Origin of the sequence: Sorangium sp. So ce448, assembly GCF_051520915.1 — a bacterium.
GTDB lineage: Bacteria > Myxococcota_A > Polyangia > Polyangiales > Polyangiaceae > Sorangium > Sorangium cellulosum_B.
On record NZ_CP150343.1, the window covers coordinates 8,425,850 to 8,446,500 of the forward strand.

The 20,651-nt window shown below is 70.3% G+C and carries 16 protein-coding genes; 8 read left to right on the top strand and 8 right to left on the bottom strand.

What is annotated here, in order from left to right; all coding sequences use genetic code 11:
- The first annotated feature begins 50 nt into the window (after window positions 1-50).
- From WMF45_RS31730 to WMF45_RS31740, 3 genes are read left to right on the top strand one after another with little or no spacing between them, the layout of a single operon-like run.
- Window positions 51-662 carry a TetR/AcrR family transcriptional regulator gene (locus WMF45_RS31730; protein WP_437708783.1) on the top strand — a complete coding sequence of 204 codons (612 nt, stop codon included), beginning with the start codon at window positions 51-53 and terminating at the stop codon, window positions 660-662.
- A complete protein-coding gene (locus WMF45_RS31735) occupies window positions 656-2,389 on the top strand; it encodes an ABC transporter ATP-binding protein (RefSeq protein ID WP_437708784.1) in 1,734 nt (577 codons plus the stop codon). Before WMF45_RS31730 ends, WMF45_RS31735 begins: the two co-directional genes overlap by 7 nt.
- Window positions 2,386-4,398 (top strand): ABC transporter ATP-binding protein, encoded by a 2,013-nt coding sequence (locus tag WMF45_RS31740; protein ID WP_437708785.1) that lies wholly within the window; start codon window positions 2,386-2,388, stop codon window positions 4,396-4,398. The genes WMF45_RS31735 and WMF45_RS31740 overlap by 4 nt, the downstream gene beginning before the upstream one ends.
- Here the strand turns inward: WMF45_RS31740 and WMF45_RS31745 are convergent.
- On the bottom strand, window positions 4,388-4,795 hold the full coding sequence (locus tag WMF45_RS31745; protein WP_437708786.1) for a RidA family protein: 408 nt from the start codon (window positions 4,793-4,795) through the stop codon (window positions 4,388-4,390). The two genes, WMF45_RS31740 and WMF45_RS31745, sit on opposite strands and share 11 nt — an antisense overlap.
- A gap of 134 nt (window positions 4,796-4,929) precedes the next feature.
- Here WMF45_RS31745 and WMF45_RS31750 point away from each other — a divergent pair, with 134 nt between their 5' ends.
- Entirely contained in the window at window positions 4,930-5,871 is a 942-nt protein-coding gene (locus WMF45_RS31750) for a LysR family transcriptional regulator (RefSeq protein WP_437708787.1), read from the top strand.
- A 33-nt stretch (window positions 5,872-5,904) separates the two neighbouring features.
- Here the strand turns inward: WMF45_RS31750 and WMF45_RS31755 are convergent, their stop codons facing one another.
- From WMF45_RS31755 to WMF45_RS31770, 4 genes are all read right to left on the bottom strand, one after another.
- On the bottom strand, window positions 5,905-7,074 hold the full coding sequence (locus WMF45_RS31755; RefSeq protein WP_437708788.1) for a pyridoxal phosphate-dependent aminotransferase: 1,170 nt from the start codon (window positions 7,072-7,074) through the stop codon (window positions 5,905-5,907).
- A gap of 176 nt (window positions 7,075-7,250) precedes the next feature.
- Window positions 7,251-9,305, bottom strand: coding sequence for a sodium-translocating pyrophosphatase (locus tag WMF45_RS31760; protein WP_437708789.1), 2,055 nt, complete (start codon window positions 9,303-9,305; stop codon window positions 7,251-7,253).
- Window positions 9,306-9,605: 300 nt separating this feature from the next.
- Window positions 9,606-10,028: a DUF1810 domain-containing protein gene (locus tag WMF45_RS31765; protein ID WP_437708790.1), complete on the bottom strand. Its 423-nt coding sequence runs from the start codon at window positions 10,026-10,028 to the stop codon at window positions 9,606-9,608.
- 145 nt (window positions 10,029-10,173) lie between these two features.
- Window positions 10,174-10,854, bottom strand: coding sequence for a hypothetical protein (locus tag WMF45_RS31770; RefSeq protein WP_437708791.1), 681 nt, complete (start codon window positions 10,852-10,854; stop codon window positions 10,174-10,176).
- A gap of 480 nt (window positions 10,855-11,334) precedes the next feature.
- Here WMF45_RS31770 and WMF45_RS31775 point away from each other — a divergent pair, with 480 nt between their 5' ends.
- Complete coding sequence (locus WMF45_RS31775) at window positions 11,335-12,444, top strand: hypothetical protein (protein WP_437708792.1); 1,110 nt, start codon at window positions 11,335-11,337, stop codon at window positions 12,442-12,444.
- Window positions 12,441-12,695 carry a hypothetical protein gene (locus WMF45_RS31780; protein ID WP_437708793.1) on the top strand — a complete coding sequence of 85 codons (255 nt, stop codon included), beginning with the start codon at window positions 12,441-12,443 and terminating at the stop codon, window positions 12,693-12,695. The genes WMF45_RS31775 and WMF45_RS31780 overlap by 4 nt, the downstream gene beginning before the upstream one ends.
- Before the next feature lie 107 nt (window positions 12,696-12,802).
- Here the strand turns inward: WMF45_RS31780 and WMF45_RS31785 are convergent, their stop codons facing one another.
- Window positions 12,803-14,305 (bottom strand): DUF5050 domain-containing protein, encoded by a 1,503-nt coding sequence (locus tag WMF45_RS31785; RefSeq protein ID WP_437708794.1) that lies wholly within the window; start codon window positions 14,303-14,305, stop codon window positions 12,803-12,805.
- 681 nt (window positions 14,306-14,986) lie between these two features.
- On the opposite strand from WMF45_RS31785, the gene WMF45_RS31790 reads away from it, so the two are divergent.
- Window positions 14,987-15,844, top strand: a complete 858-nt coding sequence (locus WMF45_RS31790; RefSeq protein WP_437708795.1) for a hypothetical protein — start codon at window positions 14,987-14,989, stop codon at window positions 15,842-15,844.
- A gap of 46 nt (window positions 15,845-15,890) precedes the next feature.
- Window positions 15,891-16,634, top strand: coding sequence for a hypothetical protein (locus tag WMF45_RS31795; protein WP_437708796.1), 744 nt, complete (start codon window positions 15,891-15,893; stop codon window positions 16,632-16,634).
- Between the two features lie 57 nt (window positions 16,635-16,691).
- Here the strand turns inward: WMF45_RS31795 and WMF45_RS31800 are convergent, their stop codons facing one another.
- Window positions 16,692-18,362, bottom strand: coding sequence for a hypothetical protein (locus WMF45_RS31800; RefSeq protein WP_437708797.1), 1,671 nt, complete (start codon window positions 18,360-18,362; stop codon window positions 16,692-16,694).
- 528 nt (window positions 18,363-18,890) lie between these two features.
- Window positions 18,891-20,528, bottom strand: a complete 1,638-nt coding sequence (locus tag WMF45_RS31805) for a glucose-6-phosphate isomerase (protein ID WP_437708798.1) — start codon at window positions 20,526-20,528, stop codon at window positions 18,891-18,893.
- Window positions 20,529-20,651: the final 123 nt, after the last annotated feature.

The window sequence follows — 20,651 nt, forward strand, 5'->3', positions numbered from 1 at the left end:
GTGAGCGCTCACTCTTGACGAGTGAGCGCTCACTCCGGTACACGGGACGCATGGCACCACCTAGCCGGCGAGCTCCTCCCCTGCGTCCGGAGGAGCGTCGCGCGAGCATCATCGCGGCGACGATCCCGCTGCTGCGTTTGTACGGCCGCAACGTGACGACGGCGCAGATCGCGATGGCCGCCGGTACCGCGGAAGGGACGTTGTTCCGCGTGTTCCCCGACAAGGAGTCGCTGATCCAGGCCGCGATCGCGACCCTGTTCGATCCGACGCCGACGCTGCGAGAGCTGGAGCGCATCGATCTCGCGGCGCCGCTGCGCGATCGCTTGATCCACGCGGTCGAGATCCTGCAGCGCCGCGTCGAGGGCATCTGGCAGCTCATCTCGATGCTCGGCATGACGATGCCGCCCCCCATGCGCCCCGAGTCCGGGTGCGCTCAGACGCCGCGCCAGGATGAGCAGGTTCACGCGCAGCTCGAGCGCCTGTTCGAGGCGTCGCGCGACGAGCTGCGCTGCGATCCGGCGTATGGAGCGCGGCTGCTGCGCATGATGACGTTCGCGGGCACCCACCCGCGGATCACCGACGGCATGCCCCTGACCGCCGCGGAGGTCGTGGCGGTCCTGCTCGATGGTATCCGCCGCTCCGAAGAGGAGGAGCCTTGCTGAGGCAGCTATTGGGCCGTTTCCTGCGCCCACAGGCGCGCTTGCTCGCGCTCGTCGTCGCGCTCCAGCTCGTGGCGACGCTCGCTTCGCTGTACCTGCCGAGCCTGAACGCCGACATCATCGATCAGGGCATCGCGCTCGGTGACACGCCGCGGATCCTGGAGCTCGGCGCCATCATGCTCGCGATCACCGGCGTCCAGATCGTGTGTTCGGTCGCCGCGAACTACGCCGGCGCGCGCGTCGCGATGAGCTTCGGTCGCGACCTGCGCGCGGCGGTGTTCCACCGCGTCGGCGAGTTCTCCGCGCGCGAGCTGTCGCGGTTCGGAGCGCCGTCGCTCATCACGCGCACGACCAACGACGTCCAGCAGGTGCAGACGGTGGTGATGATGGGCTGTACGATGCTCGTCCTCTCGCCGATCATGTGCGTCGGCGGCATCGTGATGGCGCTGCGCGAGGACGGGTCGCTCGCCTGGCTGCTCGCGATCGCGGTGCCGCTGCTCGCGGGCGCCGTCGTCGCGATCATGTCGCGGATGGTGCCGCAGTTCCGGCGGATGCAGCCCCTCATCGACACGGTGAACCGCGTGCTGCGCGAGCAGATCACCGGCGTGCGCGTGATCCGCGCCTTCGTGCGCGAGCGCGCCGAGGCGGCGCGCTTCGAGCACGCGAACGGCGATCTCACCGAGACCGCGCTGCGCATCGGGCGCCTGCAGGCGCTGATGTTCCCGACCGTGATGTTCGTCTTCAACGCTTCGAGCGTCGCCGTCCTGTGGTTCGGCGCGCACCGGATCGCGGACGGCACGCTCGCGATCGGCTCGATGACGGCGTTCCTCGCCTACCTGGTGCAGATCCTGATGGCCGTGATGATGGTGACGTTCGTGGCCGTCATGCTGCCGCGCGCGGCCGCGTGCTCGGAGCGCATCGTCGAGGTGCTGGACACCGAGCCGTCCGTGCGCGCCCCCGACCAGCCCGTGACGCTCGTCGAGCCGGCCGGCCTCGTCGAGCTGCGAGACGTCGAATACCGCTACCCGGGCGCCGAGCTGCCCGTCCTGCGCGGCATCTCGTTCGTGGCGCGCCCCGGGCAGGTCACCGCGATCATCGGCAGCACCGGCTCGGGCAAGACAACGCTGCTCGACCTGATCGCGCGGCTCATCGATCCGACGAAGGGCGAGGTCCGGCTCGACGGCGTCGACGCGCGCATGCTCGCCCTCGACGCGGTGTGGTCGTGCATCGGGCTCGTCCAGCAGCGAGCCTTCCTGTTCTCCGGCACGGTGGCGTCAAACCTGCGCTACGGCGACCCCGCGGCGACCGACGAGCAGCTCTGGGCGGCGCTCGCCGCCGCGCAAGCGCGCGACTTCGTCGAGGCGATGCCGCGGAAGCTCGACACGCCGATCGGGCAGGGCGGCACGAACGTCTCCGGCGGCCAGCGCCAGCGGCTGTCGATCGCCCGCGCCCTGCTGCGCCGGCCGCGCGTGTTCCTGTTCGACGACGCCTTCTCCGCGCTCGACGTCGCGACCGAGGCCCGGCTCCGGGCCGCGCTCGCCGAGCGCACGCGCGCCGCCACGGTGATCGTCGTCGCGCAGCGCGTGTCGAGCATCGTCGACGCGGACCAGATCCTCGTGCTCGACAACGGCGAGATCGTCGGCCAGGGCAAGCATGGCGAGCTGCTCGCGTCGTGCCCGACGTACGCCGAGATCGTGGCCTCGCAGCGCGACGCGGCGGTGGCCGCATGAGCGGGCGTCACGCTGGTCCCCCGCCCGCCGCCCCCGCGGGGGCGCGCTCCCCGATCGCGCCGCGCGGCCCCTTCGGCATGGGCGCCGCGCCGCCGCAGAAGGCGAAGCAGTTCGCCCCCTCCGCGCGGCGCCTCCTCGGCCGCCTCGCCCCCGAGCGCGCGCGCCTCGCGGTCGTGCTCGCTTGCTCGCTGCTCAGCGTGGGGCTCGGCCTGGCCGGTCCGAAGCTGCTCGGCCGCGCGACGGACATCATCTTCTCCGGCGTGATGGGCGCTCGCCTCCCGGCGGCCTCCACGAAGGCCGAGGCCGTCGCGGAGCTCCAGCGCTCCGGCCAGGCGCGGCTCGCCGAGCTCGTGGGCCACATGGACGTCGTTCCCGGCCGCGGCATCCAGCTCCGCGAGCTCGCCGAGCTGCTCCTGCTCGTGATGGCGCTCTACGCCGGCGCGTCGCTGTTCGCCTGGCTGCAGGGCTACCTGCTCAACGACGTCGTGCAGAGCACCGTGCGACAGCTCCGCGCCGAGGCGCAGGACAAGCTCGCCCGCTTGCCGCTCGCCTACTTCGACGGCCGCCCGCACGGCGAGCTCTTGAGCCGCGTCACGAACGACATCGACAACGTCGGGCAGGGCCTGCAGCAGACGCTGACGCAGATCATGAACGGCGCGCTGACGCTCCTCGGCATCGTCGTCATGCTCGTCGTGATCTCGCCGGTGCTCGCGGTGATCACGCTCTTCACCGTGCCGCTCTCGGTGCTCACGACCGCGGCGGTCGCGAAGCGCGCGCAGGCGAAATTCGTCGCGCAGTGGGCGCAGGTCGGCGTGCTCAACGGCCAGATCGAGGAGGCGTTCACCGGGCACGCGCTCGTCAACGTGCTCGGGCGGCGCCGCGACGTCGAGGCGCGCTTCCAGTCCACGAACCAGGAGCTGTTCGAGACCAGCTTCCGCGCGCAGTTCATGTCCAGCACCATCATGCCGGCGGTCAATTTCGTCGGGAACCTGACCTACGTCGCGATCGCCGTACTCGGCGGCCTGCGCGTCGCGTCGGGCGCGATGCTGCTCGGCAGCGTACAAGCGTTCATCCAGTACTCGCGCCAGTTCTCTCAGCAGCTCGGCCAGCTCGCCTCCGTCACGAACGTCCTGCAATCGGGTGTTGCCTCCGCAGAGCGGGTGTTCGAGCTGCTCGACGAACAAGGCCAGTCACCCGACGCCACCCCGCCCGCGGCCCTGCCGAAGGTGAGCGGCGAGGTCCGGTTCGAGCACGTCACGTTCCGCTACAAGCCCGACGAGCCACTCATCGAGGACCTCGACCTCACGATCCGGCCAGGCCAGACGGTCGCGATCGTCGGCCCGACAGGCGCCGGCAAGACAACGCTCGTGAACCTCCTGATGCGATTTTACGAGCTCGACGGCGGTCGGATCCTGATCGACGGCGTCGATATCGCGCGTTTGCCTCGCCACGAGCTGCGCGCGAAGCTCGGTATCGTGCTGCAGGATACATGGCTGTTCTCCGGCACGATCCGCGACAACATCGCGTTCGGCAACGCGGCCGCGACCGAGGCCGATATCCAGGAGGCCGCGCGCGCGGCGCACGTCGACCGCTTCGTGCGCGCGCTGCCCGCCGGTTACGACACGGTGATCAACGAGGACTCGGGCAACCTGAGCGCCGGAGAGAAGCAGCTCATCACGATCGCCCGCGCGTTCCTCGCGAACCCGGCGATCCTGATCCTCGACGAGGCGACCTCCTCGGTCGACACCCGGACCGAGGTGCTCGTCCAGCGCGCGATGGCCGCCTTGCGCGCCCAGCGCACGAGCTTCGTCATTGCGCATCGCCTCTCGACGATCCGCGACGCCGACATGCTCCTCGTGATGAACGCGGGCCGCATCGTCGAGCGCGGCACGCACGCGGAGCTCCTCGCCGCGGGCGGCGCCTATCACGCGTTGTACCAGACCCAGCTCGCCGGCAACGGCGGGAGCGGCGCGAAGCTCGAGGGCCACGCTGCCGCGCTCAGTCGATGACCGCGGTGGCCTCGACCTCGACCAGGTGATCGGGGTCGGAGAGCGCGCTGATGCCCAGCAGCGTGCCCGGCGGGACCGGGGTGACTCCCAGCTTCGCGGCCGCCCGACCGATCCCCTCCAGCAGCAGGGGCATCTTGTCGGGAGTCCAGTCGACAGCGTAGATGGTCAGCTTCGCAACGTCGTTGAAGGAGCCGCCGACCCCGGCCAGGGCGGTGGCCACGTTGAGGTAACACTGCTCGACCTGAGCGGCGAAGTCGCCCTTGCCGATCGTCCTCCCATCGGCATCCCAGGCGACCTGGCCTGCGATGAACACGAGCTTCGACCCGGTGGCGATCGACACCTGTCGGTACGCCTCGATCTTCGGCAACCCGCCGGGGTTCACCAGGGTGATGGCCATGCTGTCTCCTCCGTCCTCTCCCTGCGCGCAGGGCGGCATGCCCCGCCGCGCGCTGGTTAGATGCGCCCTCCCCGCCGCGACCGGTAGACCCACGGCGCGAAACGAGCCGATAAGCGCTGCTATACAATCGCGCCATGAACCGCGCGACGGACCGCTTCGAGGGTCTGACCGTCTTCCTCACCGTGGCGAGGCACCGGAGCTTCCGCGCCGCCGCCGCGGAGCTCGGCGTGACCACGGGCGCCGTGAGCCAGGCGATCCGCGCCCTCGAGCGCCGCGTCGGCCTCCCGCTCCTCTCGCGCACGACGCGCCGCGTGGGGCTCACCGAGGCCGGCGAGCGGCTGCACGAGCGCCTCGCGCCCGCGGCCGGTGAGATCAGCGCCGCGCTCGAGGCGCTCGACGAGCTCCGCGGCCAGCCGGCGGGGCTGCTCCGCCTCACCGTCGCCCGGACCGCCGTGCCCTTCGTGATCGAGCCGGTGCTCCCACGCTTCCGCCGCGCTTACCCCGACGTGGCCGTCGAGATCTCGGTGGACGACACCCTGGTCGATCTCGCCGGGACCGGCTTCGACGCCGGTGTGCGGCTCGGCGAGGACCTCGCCCAGGACATGACCGCCGTGCGCCTCACGCCGGATCTCCGCTGGCTCGTGGTCGGCGCGCCGGCGTACTTCGCCGCCCACGGCCGCCCGGAGGAGCCCGAAGATCTGCTCGCCCACACGTGCATCCGGTACCGATTCCAGAGCGCCGCGCTCTATCGCTGGGAGTTCGTGCGCGATCACCGCGAGATCACCGTGCACGCCCCCGGCACGCTCACGGTGAACGACGCCGATCTGGCGGTGTCCCTCGCGCGCGATGGGCTCGGGCTCGCGTACATGTTCGATCTGGCCGTCGCCGAGGATCTGGCGAGCGGGGCGCTCGCGACGGCGCTCGAGCGCCATGCGCCGACGGGGCCCGGCTTCTTCCTCTACTTCCCCGCCCGCGCGCAGGCGCAGGCGAAGCTGCGCGCGTTCATCGACACGGCGCTCGCCGTGCTCATGCCAGAGGGCCCGCGGAACCCGAAGGAGACGCGCGCCGCCTCGTGAGCTCCCCGGGCGCCTCCAGCGACCACCCGCCGGTCACCGCGCGCGCTGGCGCTGCCAGGCGACGATCCGCGTGACCGCCTCGTCGACCTGATCGACCGGGGCCGCGAAGGACAGCCGGACGTACCGCGCGCCGCCTTCGCCGTCGAAGTCCGTGCCCGGCGTGAGCGCCACGCCCGTGTCGGCGAGCAGCCGCTCACACCACGCGACCGAGTCGTCCGTGCCGACGTCGGCATACAGATAGAAGGCGCCGTCGGGCGGGGCGACCTTCCAGCCGAGCTCGGGCAGCCGCCGCAGCAGCAGATCGCGCGCGGCCGCGTAGCCCTCCACCAGCCGGTCCGCCTCGGCGTACGCCTCCGGGGTCAGGGCCGCGAGCGCCGCGTGTTGCGCCAGGGCGGGCGGGCACAGCGCGAGGTTCCCCGCCAGCGCGTCGACCGTCGGGACGAGCTCCGGCGGGAGCACGAGCCACCCCAGGCGCCAGCCCGTCATGGCCCAGTACTTCGAGAAGCTCGACACGACGACGGCGCCCGCGTCGACGTGGCGCGCCGCCGTCGCCTGGCGCCCGGCCCACGGGCCGTACGTGAGGCCGTGATAGATCTCGTCGCTCACCAGCCGGACGCCGTGCTCCGCGCACCAGCGCGCCATCGCGTCGAGCTCCGCGGCGTCGACCATCGTGCCCGTCGGGTTCGCCGGGCTCGCCAGGATCACGCCGTCGAGCTTTCCACCGTCGCGCGCGGCCATGAGCTGCGCCGTTGTCAGCTGGAAGCGGCTCTCCGGGCCGCACGGCAGCTCGACCACCTCGACCCCGAGGGAGCGAAGGATGTTCCGGTACGCCGGGTAGCCCGGGCGAGCGAGCGCCACGCGGTCACCCGCCTCGAACGCCGCGAGGAACGCGAGCAGGAACCCGCCCGACGACCCCGTGGTGAGCGCGACGCGCGACGGGTCGAGGTCCACGCCGTACCAGCGGCCGTAGTGCTCCGCGAGCGCGCGGCGCAGCGCCGGGATGCCGAGCGCCTCGGTGTACCCGAGGTCGCCCTCCGCGAGGAGCGCGGCCGCCCGCGCGCGCACAACGGCGGGCGCCCCTGAGCCCGGCTGGCCCGCGCACAGGCTGATGACCGGCTCCCCCGCCGCGCGCCGCGCGTTGGCGGCGGCGAGCACCTCCATGACCGCGAACGGCGGCACCTGCGAGCGGCGGCTGATCCTCACCCGGCCATCCTTCTCCCCCGCCGAAGACAGGCCATTTACAGCACGAAAGCTCCGCTGTCAGCAGAGGAAATCCGATGGCTGCGGCAGGACGAGCGCCGTGCGTGGACCCACAAAAGCGAGAACGCGGCCGGTGAGGGCCGCGTTCTCCGTGTTGCTCGCCGCGACGGCGCGTCCGCTCAGGCGATGAGCGGGGCGATGAGGAGCGACACGACGCCCATCACCTTGATGAGGATCGAGATGCCGGGGCCCGACGTGTCCTTGAAGGGATCGCCGACGGTGTCGCCGACGACGGCGGCCTTGTGGGCGTCGGAGCCCTTCGCGTGGCCGTCGAGGCCGCCCTTCTCGATGTGCTTCTTGGCGTTGTCCCAGGCGCCGCCGCCGTTCGCCATCATCAGCGAGAGCACCGCGCCGACGACGAGCGCGCCGGCCAGCGTGCCCGCGAGGACCTCGGGGCCTGCCACGAAGCCGACGACGACCGGCGCGAGCACCGCGATGGCGCCGGGCGCGATCATCTCTCGGATGGCGGCCGCCGTGGCGATGTCGACGATGACCTTCGGCTGCGGCTCGACGCCCGGCTTGCCCTCGAGCAGGCCGGGGATCTCGCGGAACTGACGGCGGATCTCCTCGACGATCGCGCCGGCCGCGCGGCCGACGGCGGTCATCGTGAGCGCGCCGACGAGGCACGGGAGGAGCGCGCCGAAGAGCAGCCCCATGAGGACCTTCGCGTCGGTCAGGTACAGCACGAGCTCCGGGAGGCCCTTCGCGCGGCGGACCGCGTCGACCTCCATGTTGAAGGCGGCGAACAGCGCGACGACGGTGAGCACCGCCGAGCCGATCGCGAAGCCCTTGCCGACGGCCGCGGTGGTGTTGCCGACCGCGTCGAGCTCGTCGGTGATCGCGCGGACCTCCTTGCCGAGGCCGGCCATCTCGGAGATGCCGCCGCCGTTGTCGGCGATCGGGCCGTACGCGTCGACGGTCATGACGATCGCGGTGCCGGCGAGCATGCCGACCGCGGCGAGCGCGATGCCATAGAGGCCGAGGTAGTGGTTCGAGATCCAGCCCACGGCGACGAGGGTCATGAGGGGGATGGCGACGCTCTCGAGGCCGACCGCGATGCCGCGGATGACGTTGGTGCCGGGGCCGGTGAGCGAGCTCTGGGCCACCTTGTGGATGGGGCCCATCGACGTGTAGTAGTCGGTCACGAGGCCGACGATGGCGCCGCCCGCGGCGCCGGCCGCGAGGGTGATGACGGTGCCGGAGCTGAAGCCGAGCCCCGGGAGGATGCCGGCCGCCGCGAGCACGACGAGGAACGGCGGGACGATGAGCGCGAGGCGCAGCACCCGGGCCGGCGGCAGGTTCTTGAGCGCGCGCGTGATGAAGATGCCGACGACCGAGACCGCGAGGCCGATCGTCGCGAGGAGCAGCGGCAGCGACACGGCCATCGCGCGGAGCTCCTGCTCGCTCACCGACGGCGCGAGCTGCTGCAGCTTGGCGATCGGCAGCGTGAGGCCGAGCGCGATCGCGGCGACGACCGCGGCCACGTAGCTCTCGTAGATGTCGGCGCCCATGCCCGCGATGTCGCCGACGTTGTCGCCGACGTTGTCTGCGATGACGCCCGGGTTGCGCGGGTCGTCCTCGGGGATGTTCGCCTCGACCTTGCCGACGATGTCGGCGCCGACGTCCGCGGCCTTCGTGTAGATGCCGCCGCCGATGCGGGCGAAGAGCGCGATCGAGCTCGCGCCGACGGCGAACGAGTGGACGATCGTCGCGAGGTGCTCGTGGCTGCGGAACAGGGCGTAGATGCCGCCCAGGCCGATGAGGCCGAGCCCCGCGACGCAGAGGCCCATGACGGCGCCGCCGTCGAGCGCGGTGACGAGCGCGGTGGGCTTGCCGTGCGCGCGCGCGGCCTCGGCCGTGCGAACGTTGGCGTACGTCGCGGCCTTCATGCCGAAGAAGCCGGCGATGAGCGACAGGAACGCGCCGGCGGCGAAGGCGCCCGCGGACAGGAGCCCGAGCGTCGCGGCCAGGAGCGCAAAGACGGCGGCGGCGTAGACGGCGAGCACCTTGTACTCGCGCGCGAGGAAGGCCATCGCCCCCTCGCGGACGTAGCGCGCGATGCGCGCCATCGTCTCATTGCCTTCAGGGGCCTTCTTGACACGCACGTAGAAGGTGCGTGCGACCAAGAGCGCGACGGCGCCCGTTAAGAGCGACTGGTACGACAATGCATCCACGGGTGATGGTCCTCTCGCCCGCCCCCGGCCGGAGCGAGCGCCGGCTCACTCGTCCGTCCACGACGGCGGATCAAGTAGGAAATTGCGTTGCCTCGGTTCCAGGCGGCCGCCCAGGGCGAAATCTTGACCTGGCGCCAGGGACGTGGCGTCCGCAACGTCGGTCGTGCTGGTCCCCGCGCGAGCCAACAGCAACCGTGACATCGGAATGTTACAGGCAAGAAGGGCGCGTGCGACGCGAACGAGCGCATCGACGATCCACCCACGGGGGCGATCCAGCGGCGCGTCCGGCGACGGCCGGCGCTACTCGAGCAGCGCGAGGGTCCGCGGATCGGGCTCGCCGTCGCAGTGCTTGTCGAGCGCCGCGAGGAACGCCCCCTCGCCGGGGGCCGCGCGGGAGAACAGGGTCATCGACGAGCAAAACTTCATGTCATCGGGGCTATCGAAGATGTCGACCAGCGAGCGCCCCTCGATCTGGTTCACGAGGCGAGTGCACTCCAGCAGCCTCGGACCGAGCGTCGGGTGCTGCAGATACGCTTCGGCTTCGGCCTTCGAAGCGATGCCGTACCTCTGCGCCATGGCGCTGTGGCCCAGGCCCTTCAGCTGCGGAAAGATGAACCACATCCAGTGGCTGGTCTTCTCTCCTCGGCGCAGCTCGGCCAGGACGCGGGCATAGACCGGAGCCTGCGCGTCCACGAATCGCTTCAGGTCGTACGGATCGGGCATGGGCGCTCCTCGACCGCCAGAGTAGCATTCGCTCCGTCGCCGGCCCTCCAGCTGCGATGAGGATCCGAGGGAATTCAAGGTGCTTCGCGCGAACAGCTGATCGCTGCTCGCGCCAGCCCGCCCGGATGGAGCGATGGGCAGGGGGCTACAGGCCCGTGTGCGCCCCCGTGATCCAGACGGTCGCGTGGGAGCCGTCGGGCTGCGTGGCCCAGGTGCGGACGCGGTACTTGCTCGTGGCGACCTGCTGCGCGGTCCCGTAGTTCTCGTGGAAGTAGACGAACGCCGGCGTCGAGCAGTGCCCGCGGCCGGCCAGCGGGTTGTCCCAGAGCCACGTGCCCGCCTGCTCCTTGTACGTGAGCTGCACGAACTGGCTCGTGGCCGCGTCCCAGCGCTGGACGCGCGTGGCCATCTTGGTGTTCGCGCAGTCGCTCATCGCCTGCGACGCGTCGCTCCACGAGGTGGACGAGGAGCCCCAGAAGGTAGGCTGCACGTCGAAGCGGTAGGTCTCCGGGGTCTGGTGCTGGTAATAGCCGGGCACGGGGAAATCCACGATCGTCGTCGCTCGATCCTGCCCGATGTCCGGACAGATGCCGTCGATCCACTGGTAGGCGCGGACGTAGGTCTCGGTTGCTCCGACCGTGGTGAGCTGCGGGGTGGTGAAGTTCGGGTCGGTCCCCATCGCGCAGGGATCGGGGTTTCCCCCGAGCGCCTCGGCGCTCTCCGCCGTGTCTTCCTCATCGAAGCTGCCGTCATCGGCCGCCACGCAGCCCGTGACCATCGAGAAGGTGATGAGACCGAGACCGAGATGATATGCAGCAATCTTCATGGTGTGACTCCCCTTGGTATGCCGGCCTCTCAGGCCGCGCCCACGCCCGCCCCCGCCCCCGCCCCCGCCCCCAGCCGGAGAGCACGGAGCGTGCCTGCGACGATCCCCCGAGCGCTCCTGTGCCCTCGATGAGCTCGCAGCGCAGGATCGCGAGGCAGATCGTGGGGCAGAGCGCCGCTCGACCCGGCAATGGAGGCGGCAGCCTCCTCCATCGCCGGGCCGATGGAGGTTCGCGCCTCCACCTCGACCCGCGAGCTGATGAAGGCCCACGAGCTGAAGCCGCCCCCCGGAGCTCGCGACGCGGCCGTCGTGGCGTCCACCTGGCGCACAAATATCGAGCGCGAAGCGACGGAGCGTGGCCCGCGGTCTGGCCACTTGCGCAGGCGGCGGACGCGAAGATGCTCACTCCTTGAATCGCGGCCAACGCTCGACGATCGGTTGTGCATGGGGAACACGGAGCACCTGGGTATCCTTTGTGTCATGGCGCTTGAACGGAGGGCGGCGCGGCTCGTGGCAGCGGGCGCCACGATGCTCGCCATGGGCTGCAGCGGGATATGGACGGCGCAGGAGAGCGGCGCAGAGATGGCCGGCGGCGCGGGCGGGAGCGCCGGCACGGCGCAGGGCGGCGATCCGGGGAGCGCGGAGGCCTGCGCGGCCGGGGAGGCGCGCTGCAACGCGAGCGGCCTGCGCGAGACGTGCACGAGCGACGGCGCCTGGAGCGTCTCGGATTTCGTGTGCGCGCGAAACGTCGCGGTCGACGACGAGGTCGGCAGCACCTGTGTGACGAAGACCGACGGCAGCTATCGTTGCTGGGGCGACGATCCGGGCGGCGCGCTGCCCGCCGAGCGCTACCGGCGTGTCCAGCTCGCGCGACAGGGGCTGATCGGGCTCACCGAGGACGGTCGGCTGCTCGCGGCGGGCACGGTCCTGCCAGACGGGCTGCCACCTGCCTCCACCTTTCGAGCGACGAACATGTGGGACTACAAGGGCGTGTGCCCGCTGTTCGTGGACGGGTCGTTCGCGGTGGTGCTCGATCGCACGTCGACCAACCGCCCTCACGACCCGGACGAGGATGCGGTGAGAAGGATGGAGGGCTCGTTCACGCAAGCGTTCTGCGTCTTCGAGGGGCTCGCCGTCGGCGTGCGCTCCGACGGCAGCCTGTGGCAGTCCCACCGCACGGAGACGCCCCCCGGTGAGTTCACCCAGGTGGCGTTCAGCAACCGCGTCTTCTGCGCGCTCACGAAGGCCGGCGGCATCCAGTGCTTCGAGCCGAACTTCGCTTGCGGCCACACCGGCATCATTGACTGCGCCGGGCCGGAGTATCCCGAGTTTTCGGGCGGACCGTACCGTTCCATCACCGCCACTGACGGAGCGGTGTGCGCGATCGACGCCGAGGGGGCCCTCACGTGCAGGCGCTATGATGGCGCCGACATGCCGATCGACGCCGGTCGCTTCACGTTCATCGAAGGCGGGAACAGCGTCCTTTGCGGCGTGCGCACCGACGGCTCGGCCGCCTGTTTCCGCCACGGCGGCTGGAGCCTTGATGAGGTCGGTCAGTTCGTGCCCGCGGCGCTCGATCCCGGCTGGTGAGCGACGGGGGCGGAGGCTATGTCGACTCGCTGGATGTCGGCTCGGGGCCGATCCCCAGCGCCGGGCTGAGCGACATCTACCTCATGAGGACGGACCCGGCAGGGGACCCCGCTTGGGTTCGCCATTTCGGCGATCCGGCCTATCAAGACGTCTATGGCCTGTCGGTCGACGGCGAGGACAACGTGGTCGTCCTCGGCTCGTTCGAGGGCACTGGTTCACGGGCACCCTCGACCTCGGCTCCGGCCCGCTGACAGGGGACGAGGACGTCTTCGTCGCGGCGTTCGGCCCCTGACCCACGGCGACCACGAGGGCGAGCCAGGCGGGCGCGCCCTCGCGGTCACAGCCGGGCCACGGAGGATCAAGGAGCGTTGTAGGACGCGACTTGCCCCTGGTAGCGGTAGTCGCCGGCGTTGGACCAGAACACGCCCTGCCCTTCGGGGGCGATGACGCGCCAGGGGACGGGCTGTTCGAACGCCAGCAGGACGGTCCTGCTGCTCTCGAGATCGTGCGCGTTGACGCTGCGGTTCCCCCGTGTGTCCGTCGAGAACAGCGTCGAGCCCCGGAGGGCCAGCCCCGCCATCGAGCCCCCCCTGAAGATCAAGGTCTTCTGTCCTCCGGTGATGGGCGCCTTGAACACGCCGCCGTCGCCGGCGTTGGCCCAGTAGACGAACGCCGCGTCCACCGCGATCCCGGCCGGCTCGACCTCGTTGTCGGCGATGACGGTGACCTCCCCGCCCGCCTTCGCCACCTTGTAGACCTTGTTGGTCGCCGCGCCGCCGGTCCAGTAGAGGTTCTGCGCGTCCTGCGCGAGGTACGCGGGCCTCCCGGCGCCGGACGCGAGGACGACCGGCTCGCCGCCGTCGAGCTGCATCGTGTAGATGTTCTCTCCATCGCCGTCGCCGAAGTAGATGGCCGACGCGTCGCCGATGACGCTCACGACATAGCCGATCTGGGCCAGCGTCTCCACCTCCAGGGTCGCCTTGTCGACGCGCCGGAGCGCCGAGGGGATCACCGGGTCATCATCACCGCCGCTCGCCCAGTACACGTGCGAGTCGTTGACCCACAGCGCCTTGGGATCGGGATCGGCGGGGATCATCGCCTCTGCCTCGGCGGTGCCCAGCCTCACGCGGTAGATGAATCCGTCGTTGTTGTCCCCGGTCGCGACGTCCTCGGTGCCGCCGCTCGCGAAGTAGAGGAAGGACTCGTCGGCGGCCAGCGCGCTCGGATAGCGGTGCAGGCTCGCCATCGGGGTCGCCAGGATCATGCCTGGATAGATCCTCGAGAGGCGGTCGGTCTCCGTGACGACGCTGTCCCTCGAGACGTCGTGCCGTGCGAGCGGCGCGAAATCGTCCGAGCCCTCCTGCGCGGTGAAGCCATAGGCGCCGAGGACCGTGCTTTCGCCCAGCTCCGCCCTGAGCTCGACCGTGATCGGCAGCGTGAGCGTGATCGGCCTCTCGAACGTCAGGCCCTCCGGGCCGAGGACGTACATGGGCCCCACCGCGCCCTCGGGGGCCTCCTTGACGCGCTCGATGGTGATCACCGTGTTTTCGCTCACCGCGCCTGGCGGCACCTCGATGGTGAAGCCGTCGTCCGCGGTGAAGGTCCCGCCCTGCGCGTCGACGGAGAACTGCTCGCCGGCCCCTGGCTGCGGGCCGGTCCCTGGCGTGGCGCCTCCGCCCGTATCGCCGCCGCTCGCATCGCCGCTGCCGGTGGTGCCGCTGCCCGTATCGCCGCCGCCGGTAGCGCCGCTGCCCGAATCGCCGCCGCCCGTGGCCCGATTGCCCTTGTCCGTCCCTCCGCACGACGCGCTGCTCAGCGCGGCAGCCGCGCACGCCAACACCACGAATAAGGTCCTTGTCATCGTTTCGCTCCTCCGCGGGCGGTCGTCGCCGCCATGTCATGGAAGGCCATGGTTCTGCCGAGCTCGCCATGGGGGCGGCCGCGACATCACCCTTGATCAGACAACAGCGTAGCGCCCGATGGGGCGGTGGCGAGCTGAGCCAGAGCAGGTGAGAGACATACGGTCTTTGCCTGTCAGGGTTATCCCAAGCGTCCATTCACCATGCCCCTTACGCATCGTGGTTGTCCCAGGGGGCCACTCTTTACAGTCCTTACCCGTCAGGGTTGTCCCAGGTGCACGGCTCGACCGCGCGTCGCCGGCGGCTCATGACTCGTGGCGGCGGGGGGACGGCGCCGCGCGGGCGCGCAGACAACGCTCGGCGAGGGCGGGTATCGCGCTGGTGAGCGAGGGCGCGAGGGCACGGCGCCCGGGGAGCGGCAGCCCAGCATGCCCCGAGGGGCGGGGCATCGCGGGCTTCGCGACGACGAGCGCCTCCTCGGGCGTGCAGCACATGGCCGAGAGGTGGCCCATCGTGCGGCCGGAGCGGGCGACCGGCTCGCCAGCGTCGGGGCTAGCAGCGCGGCGCCCGCCCGCACTGTGCGGGCGGATTGAGTTCGTGAACAGTCTGCGTATCCTGGCCTCGCTGCACCGAAGCCACCCGCAGTTCCTCGGAGTCGTCGCGCGAGCGCGACGGGAGCCAGCATGCCGATCGGGCAAACGAAAGGGAGTATCGTACCGCTGCGCCGCGACGCAGCGCCGCGCGTTCGCGGCGTGCAGGCCGCCGCGGTGCTCGCGGCGCTGCTGGAGCTCACCGCGCCGGCGGCCGCGCAGGCGCAGGCCGCGCCGCCGAAGCCGGCGCGCGGCGACGCGGCGAGGCCCGCCGCGCCAGGCACGGCGCCCGCGGGAGTGGGTGCCCCGATCGCTCCGGCGCCCGCCCCTGTCGCTCCGGCACCCGCCCCGATCGCTCCAGTGCCCGCCCCTGTCGCTCCGGCACCCGCCCCTGTCGCTCCGGCGCTCGCCCCTGTCGCTCCGGCACCCGCCCCGATCGCTCCGGCGGGCGGCGCGCTGGTGCCCATCCCGCAGGGTTACTATCTGCCGGCGCCGCCGCTCCCGCCGTGGGCCAACCCACGGACCATCGAGTACGAAGAGGGGGACCCGATCCCGCGCGGCTACGCGCTCCGGACCAGGGCGGACCGCAAGCTCGCCACGGCGGGGCTGCTCACGTTCGGCATCCCGTACGCGCTCACGTTCACGGTCGCAGGCATCGCGTCGTTCGACGACGACGATTTCGATGAGTTCGGGCCGCTGCTCATCCCGTTCGCCGGCCCGATGATCGCGATCGGGACCCTGGAAGCGGAGGGCGCCGGCATCTTCTGGCTCACGATGGACGCCGTGACCCAGGTGGGCGGGCTCATCCTGTACGCCGCCGGTCTCGCGAACGAGGACGTCTACCTCGAGCGCCAGTTCACGGTGAGCTCACGCGACCCTGGGCACGCTGCGTTCCGCTGGCCCGAGGTCTCGATCGGCGGGTCCTCCGCCAGCCTCCGATGGAGATTCTGAGCTGGTGCCCCTGCGCCGACAGCCCTCACCCCGAAGGGAGACGCACGTGACCGCGATCCGCACCGTCCTCTCGATGGCCGCGCTGCTTGGCGCGCTCGCGCTCGCAACGCCGGCCACGGCGGAGAGCGACGCCCCCCCGTCCGCGCAGAGCACGGCGCCGTCTGGCTACGCGCCGTCCCCTGCCGGCGTGCCGCCCGGCTATGCGCCGCCCGGCTATGCGCCGCCCGGCCATGGGCCGCCCGGCCATGCGCCGCCCGGCTACGCGCTGCCGCCTGGATACCCACCGCCACCTGACCACGTGCCGCCCGGCTACGTGCCGTATGCGCCGTCCGTCATCCTCGGCATGCCGCGAACGTTGACCTTCACGGAAGGCGGGATCCGGCCGGCGGGCTATCGCGTCGAGACGCAGATGAACCGCCGGCTGGTGGTCGCGGGGTCGATCGTCCTCGCCAGCGCGTGGGCGCTCTCGGCGCTGACGGCGGGGAGCATCCTCAGCGAGGGAGGCAGCGACGCCGTCAGCTACTCGCCGATGCTCGTGCCCGTGGGCGGCCCGTTCATCACGCTCGGCACGGGCGAGGACGTCGACGTCGACCGCGACGACGGCCGGCTCGCCGCCGCCCTCCTCCTCTTCGACGGGGCCACGCAGGTGACCGGCTTCGCGCTGCTCGTCGCGGGCCTCGTCGGCAACCAGCGGGTCTGGGTGCGCGACGACATCCCGAGCAAGGTGTCGGTCCAGGCCCCCGAGCTCACCGTCGGCCCGACGGGCGCGACCCTGCGCATGAGCTTCTGAGGATCCCGCTCGCGTGAGCTAGCGAAACGGGCGCTCTCGTTCGGCGTCGTGGTCAGCTCAGAGCGCCTCAAGGAGCGATGCGTACGTCTCCACTTTGCCCCGCAAATAATCCCGTAGACCTCGCATATCCGCCTGAAGGTGCGCCGTGAACTCGATCACATGACAGGTCCGGCGGATCGCTTCCTCGATTGCTTTCAGATTGCCAGACTTAGACCTGGTCACCGCGCATGCCTTGTAGTCACCAACGGTAAGATCCGGCTTTACACTACCGTACGCAGCGAGTCCTTGACCGAATGCGATGCTCTTGAACCTCTTCGCGATGGCGCTCTCATAGCTTCGACTCCTCCCTTGACCGGCGTCCTTGAACGCGGCGATGAACCTGTCGATCTCGTCGATGTTGGCTAGCGCGTCGAGATTGTCATCGAGTTTGCTGGCCGCTGCCTCCGCGGCTCGCTTCGCATCCCTGGGATCCCCGATTCTCGGCGCGAGCTGGATGAAGTCCTCCAGTGACGGAGAGAGTGAGTCATTACAAAGACACCATGTGGCTCGCGCGTCGAGCGCCACCCATCGGAGCGCAAATTCCGACTCGACGAGGCTGGCCTTGCGTGCATAGCCATCGTTGCGATCATCGCCCAAGACGGATGCCCACGATTCTCGAAACAGCCACGAACCCACATGCCTGCAACGCAAACTCTCGCTCGCCGTAAATTCATTGTCCGCAATGAAGCTGTCCACCACCAGCGGCTCTGCCCCCAAAGTCACCAGCGTCAGCAGGTTCTTGTTGGCAGGTCGCCCCGACCGACGCGCTGCGCCGGCGCTGAGCGCCCGATCGATCGCCTGAAAAGAATCGATGAACCCTCCAGGGCCGGTGAGGATCTTGTACGCGTCCACCTTTTCGTCCGGACCGCCTTGATCAAGGCAATACCAGTAGCTCCTCGGATTGAGGCTATTGGTGTTAGTACGCACGATCTCTTCCTTGAGCGGCGCATCTGGAAGGGGCAGGTCGATGACCCTGGCGAGACCTGCATGAGACTGCTCCAGGTGGCCATGGATCTGTTCGAGAAAGGATCGATTGTTCGAGAGCAGCACGAAGAGAGAGCGCGCGAATCGGCCTCGTACATTCTCAACGATCCGTTGCGCGACCGACTCCAGCGCGACATCTGATTTTCCTTCCGCTTTGAGCCGCAGGTACTCCCCCTGAGTGAGCTCTGCGAGCTCGCGGATGAAGACATCTTTATGAGCATCGTCGATGATGAACACGCGCATGGCATGCACGTCCGACGACGCAAATGCAGTTTCTTTCTTCAGCCAATCGCTCTCTGCTGAGATGCGCCGGACGACGGTACGCGCCGTCACCTCGCGGACCTTCGAAAAATCGATCGGATCACCGCCCGAGAGCAAATGCCAGAGGTTGTGCGGATCAGAGCTCGTCAGCTTCGTGGATGCTGCGTTGAAACCATCCTCGAGCTCACGGGTAAACAACGTCTTGCCGGTGCCCTGGGGACCGTGGACAAGTAAGACCGACCCGCTCTTGCGCTCGTATACGGCCTGGAAGGCGCTTCGAAACTCTCTCGACAGCTCTCGCCAGTGATCGAGACGAGTGCGATAGTCCCGGTACTGTGCCTGAGTTAGATATTCTGCGCGCTCAGGGAAAAGGAGGAGCTGCTGATAGACGGGGCCGAGCCCACCAGCAAATTTTGTGCCGCCGCCACCTTTCCGGGATGCCATTCGCGACCCTACCACGGACCTACCGATGCCTCCATGCAAGATACTCTGCTGACGTGCGTCGATGTCATGGCCGCATCCCCGGAAATCGCTCCAAAGCCCGCATGTCCTCGGTGATGCGCTGAGGTCTTCTTCGGGGAACACCCCACCGCCTCGACCGCCGAGTCCGTGCGCGATTGGGCTCTGTGGCCGGTCGCCGCCCTCGTTGTCACTGCCGACTGGGCCCGCTCGCCGCCGCCGAGGCCTGGCGCAGCCAGCGGTGGCAGTTGATGAGGCCGACGAGCTCGCGGACGGCAGGCAGACTACGGTCGACTTCCGGCCAAGGCCTACAGCCCAGGAGCTGGCTGCGATCATCTCAACCACGCAGAGGGGGCAAGCGCGACCTCTACCCCTCTGCGAGGTCCCGGCCCATGTCGCGACGTGCCCGCCGCTTGCTCCGCGACGCCCCCGCCCATGTCGCGACATGCCCGCCGCCTGCTCCGCGACGCCCCCGCCCATGTCGCGACATGCCCGCCGCCTGCTCCGCGACGCTCAGCGCGCCAGGCGGTAGGTCGCGTCGAACGGCGAGCCGCCCTGCGGAACCTCCCGCGCGACGCCGCGCTCCGGGTTCGCCGCCAGGTGGCGCAGGATCCAGAAGACCGTCTCCACGTCGTCCGCGCCCGCCGCCTTCGCGACCTCGGCGAGCGACTGCGCGCGGCCCGCGCTCGCGCCGAGCGCCGCGAGCACCTTGGCCTGCAGGTCGAGCACCTCCTGCGCCGCCTTCTTGCCGGCCTCGACGCCGGGCTGGTGGTACGCGTTGATGCCCACGAGCGACGCGTACAGGCCCACCGCGCGCTCGTAGAGCGCGATCAGCATGCCGACGGCGCGCGCGTCGACCGTGTCGATCGTGAGCGTGATCGACTCGCGCCCGCTCTCCGTCAGCGCCTTGCGCGTCCCCTGGAGGAAGCCGTCGAGGTAGTCGCCGGTCGTGACGCCGGGGTCGACCTCGAGCACGCCGCGCGACGGCGCGCGATCCCGCAGCACCTCGATGAACGTGACGAAGAAGTTGTCGAGCCCGTCACGGAGCTGCTGCACGTACGCGTGCTGATCCGTCGAGCCCTTGTTGCCGTACACGGCGATGCCCTGGAAGACCTCCTTGCCCTGCCGATCGAGCCGCTTGCCGAGCGACTCCATCACGAGCTGCTGGAGGTAGCGCGAGAAGAGCTCGAGCCTGTCCTTGTACGGCAAGAGCACCATGTCCTTCCGGCCCACGCCGCCCGTCGCCGAGTACCAGGCGAGCGCGAGCAGCGCCGCGGGGTTCCGGGGGACCTCCTTCGAGCGCGTGACCTCGTCCGTCTCGCGCGCGCCCTGCAGCATCTCGACGATCGACAGCCCCTGGAGCGCCGCGGGCAGCAGGCCGACCGCCGACAGCTCGCTCGTGCGACCGCCGACCCAGTCCCACATCGGGAAGCGGGCCAGGAAGCCGTGCTTCGTCGCATACCGGTCGAGCTCGCTGCCCTCCCCCGTCACCGCGACCGCATGCGCGCCGAGCGAGAGGCCGAGCCGACGGTACGCCGCCTCGAGCTCGAGCATCCCGTTGCGCGTCTCCTTCGTCCCGCCCGACTTCGAGATGATCACCGCGAGCGTCGCGCCGAGATCGTCCCCGATGGCGTCCAGCGTGCGATCGATCCCGTCAGGATCCGTGTTGTCGAAGAAATGGATCTGCATCCGATCGGCCGGCGTCCCCAGCGCCGAGGCGACGAACTGAGGCCCGAGCGCCGAGCCGCCGATCCCGACGACGAGCACCCTGCTGAACCGGGCCGCCCGCTCCGGCCGGACCCGCGCCGCGTGAACGTCCGCGGCGAAGCTCAGGATGCGCGCGTTCGTCTCCTCGATCGCCGCGCGCAGCGCCGCCTCGGGCGCGAGCTCCGGCGCGCGCAGCCAGTAGTGGCCGACCCGGCGGCCCTCGTCGGGATTCGCGATGCTCCCGCCCTCGAGCGCCGCCATCTCCGCGAGCGCCGCCTGAATCCGCGGTTCCATCGTGGTAAAAAAGTCGCTCCCGAAGCGGATCCGGCTCACGTCCAGCCAGAGACCGAGGCTGGGATCGTGGAAGAGGTGGTCCCGGAAGCGATCGAAGGGGAGGACGGCGGGCGCCGGTCCTCGACCCGGGGTTCTGCGATCTTGATCCATGGCCCCCTTCTACCGCTTCTCCCTACCGTTTCTCCAGGCGCTCGAACCCCTTGCCCGGACGATGTTCCGGCCCACGAGGCGGAGTCATCGGAAAACGACTCTAGCGTGCCGGCCCGACACGCG

Excerpts from the sequence above, each read along its gene's own strand:
- WMF45_RS31790 (WP_437708795.1), top strand. The coding sequence starts at position 14,987 with ATGCCGATCGGGCAAACGAAAGGGAGTATCGTACCGCTGCGCCGCGAC.
- WMF45_RS31765 (WP_437708790.1), bottom strand. The coding sequence starts at position 10,028 with ATGCCCGATCCGTACGACCTGAAGCGATTCGTGGACGCGCAGGCTCCG.
- WMF45_RS31745 (WP_437708786.1), bottom strand. The coding sequence starts at position 4,795 with ATGGCCATCACCCTGGTGAACCCCGGCGGGTTGCCGAAGATCGAGGCG.
- WMF45_RS31730 (WP_437708783.1), top strand. The coding sequence starts at position 51 with ATGGCACCACCTAGCCGGCGAGCTCCTCCCCTGCGTCCGGAGGAGCGT.
- WMF45_RS31775 (WP_437708792.1), top strand. The coding sequence starts at position 11,335 with ATGGCGCTTGAACGGAGGGCGGCGCGGCTCGTGGCAGCGGGCGCCACG.
- WMF45_RS31740 (WP_437708785.1), top strand. The coding sequence starts at position 2,386 with ATGAGCGGGCGTCACGCTGGTCCCCCGCCCGCCGCCCCCGCGGGGGCG.
- WMF45_RS31805 (WP_437708798.1), bottom strand. The coding sequence starts at position 20,528 with ATGGATCAAGATCGCAGAACCCCGGGTCGAGGACCGGCGCCCGCCGTC.
- WMF45_RS31800 (WP_437708797.1), bottom strand. The coding sequence starts at position 18,362 with ATGGCATCCCGGAAAGGTGGCGGCGGCACAAAATTTGCTGGTGGGCTC.
- WMF45_RS31770 (WP_437708791.1), bottom strand. The coding sequence starts at position 10,854 with ATGAAGATTGCTGCATATCATCTCGGTCTCGGTCTCATCACCTTCTCG.
- WMF45_RS31750 (WP_437708787.1), top strand. The coding sequence starts at position 4,930 with ATGAACCGCGCGACGGACCGCTTCGAGGGTCTGACCGTCTTCCTCACC.
- WMF45_RS31785 (WP_437708794.1), bottom strand. The coding sequence starts at position 14,305 with ATGACAAGGACCTTATTCGTGGTGTTGGCGTGCGCGGCTGCCGCGCTG.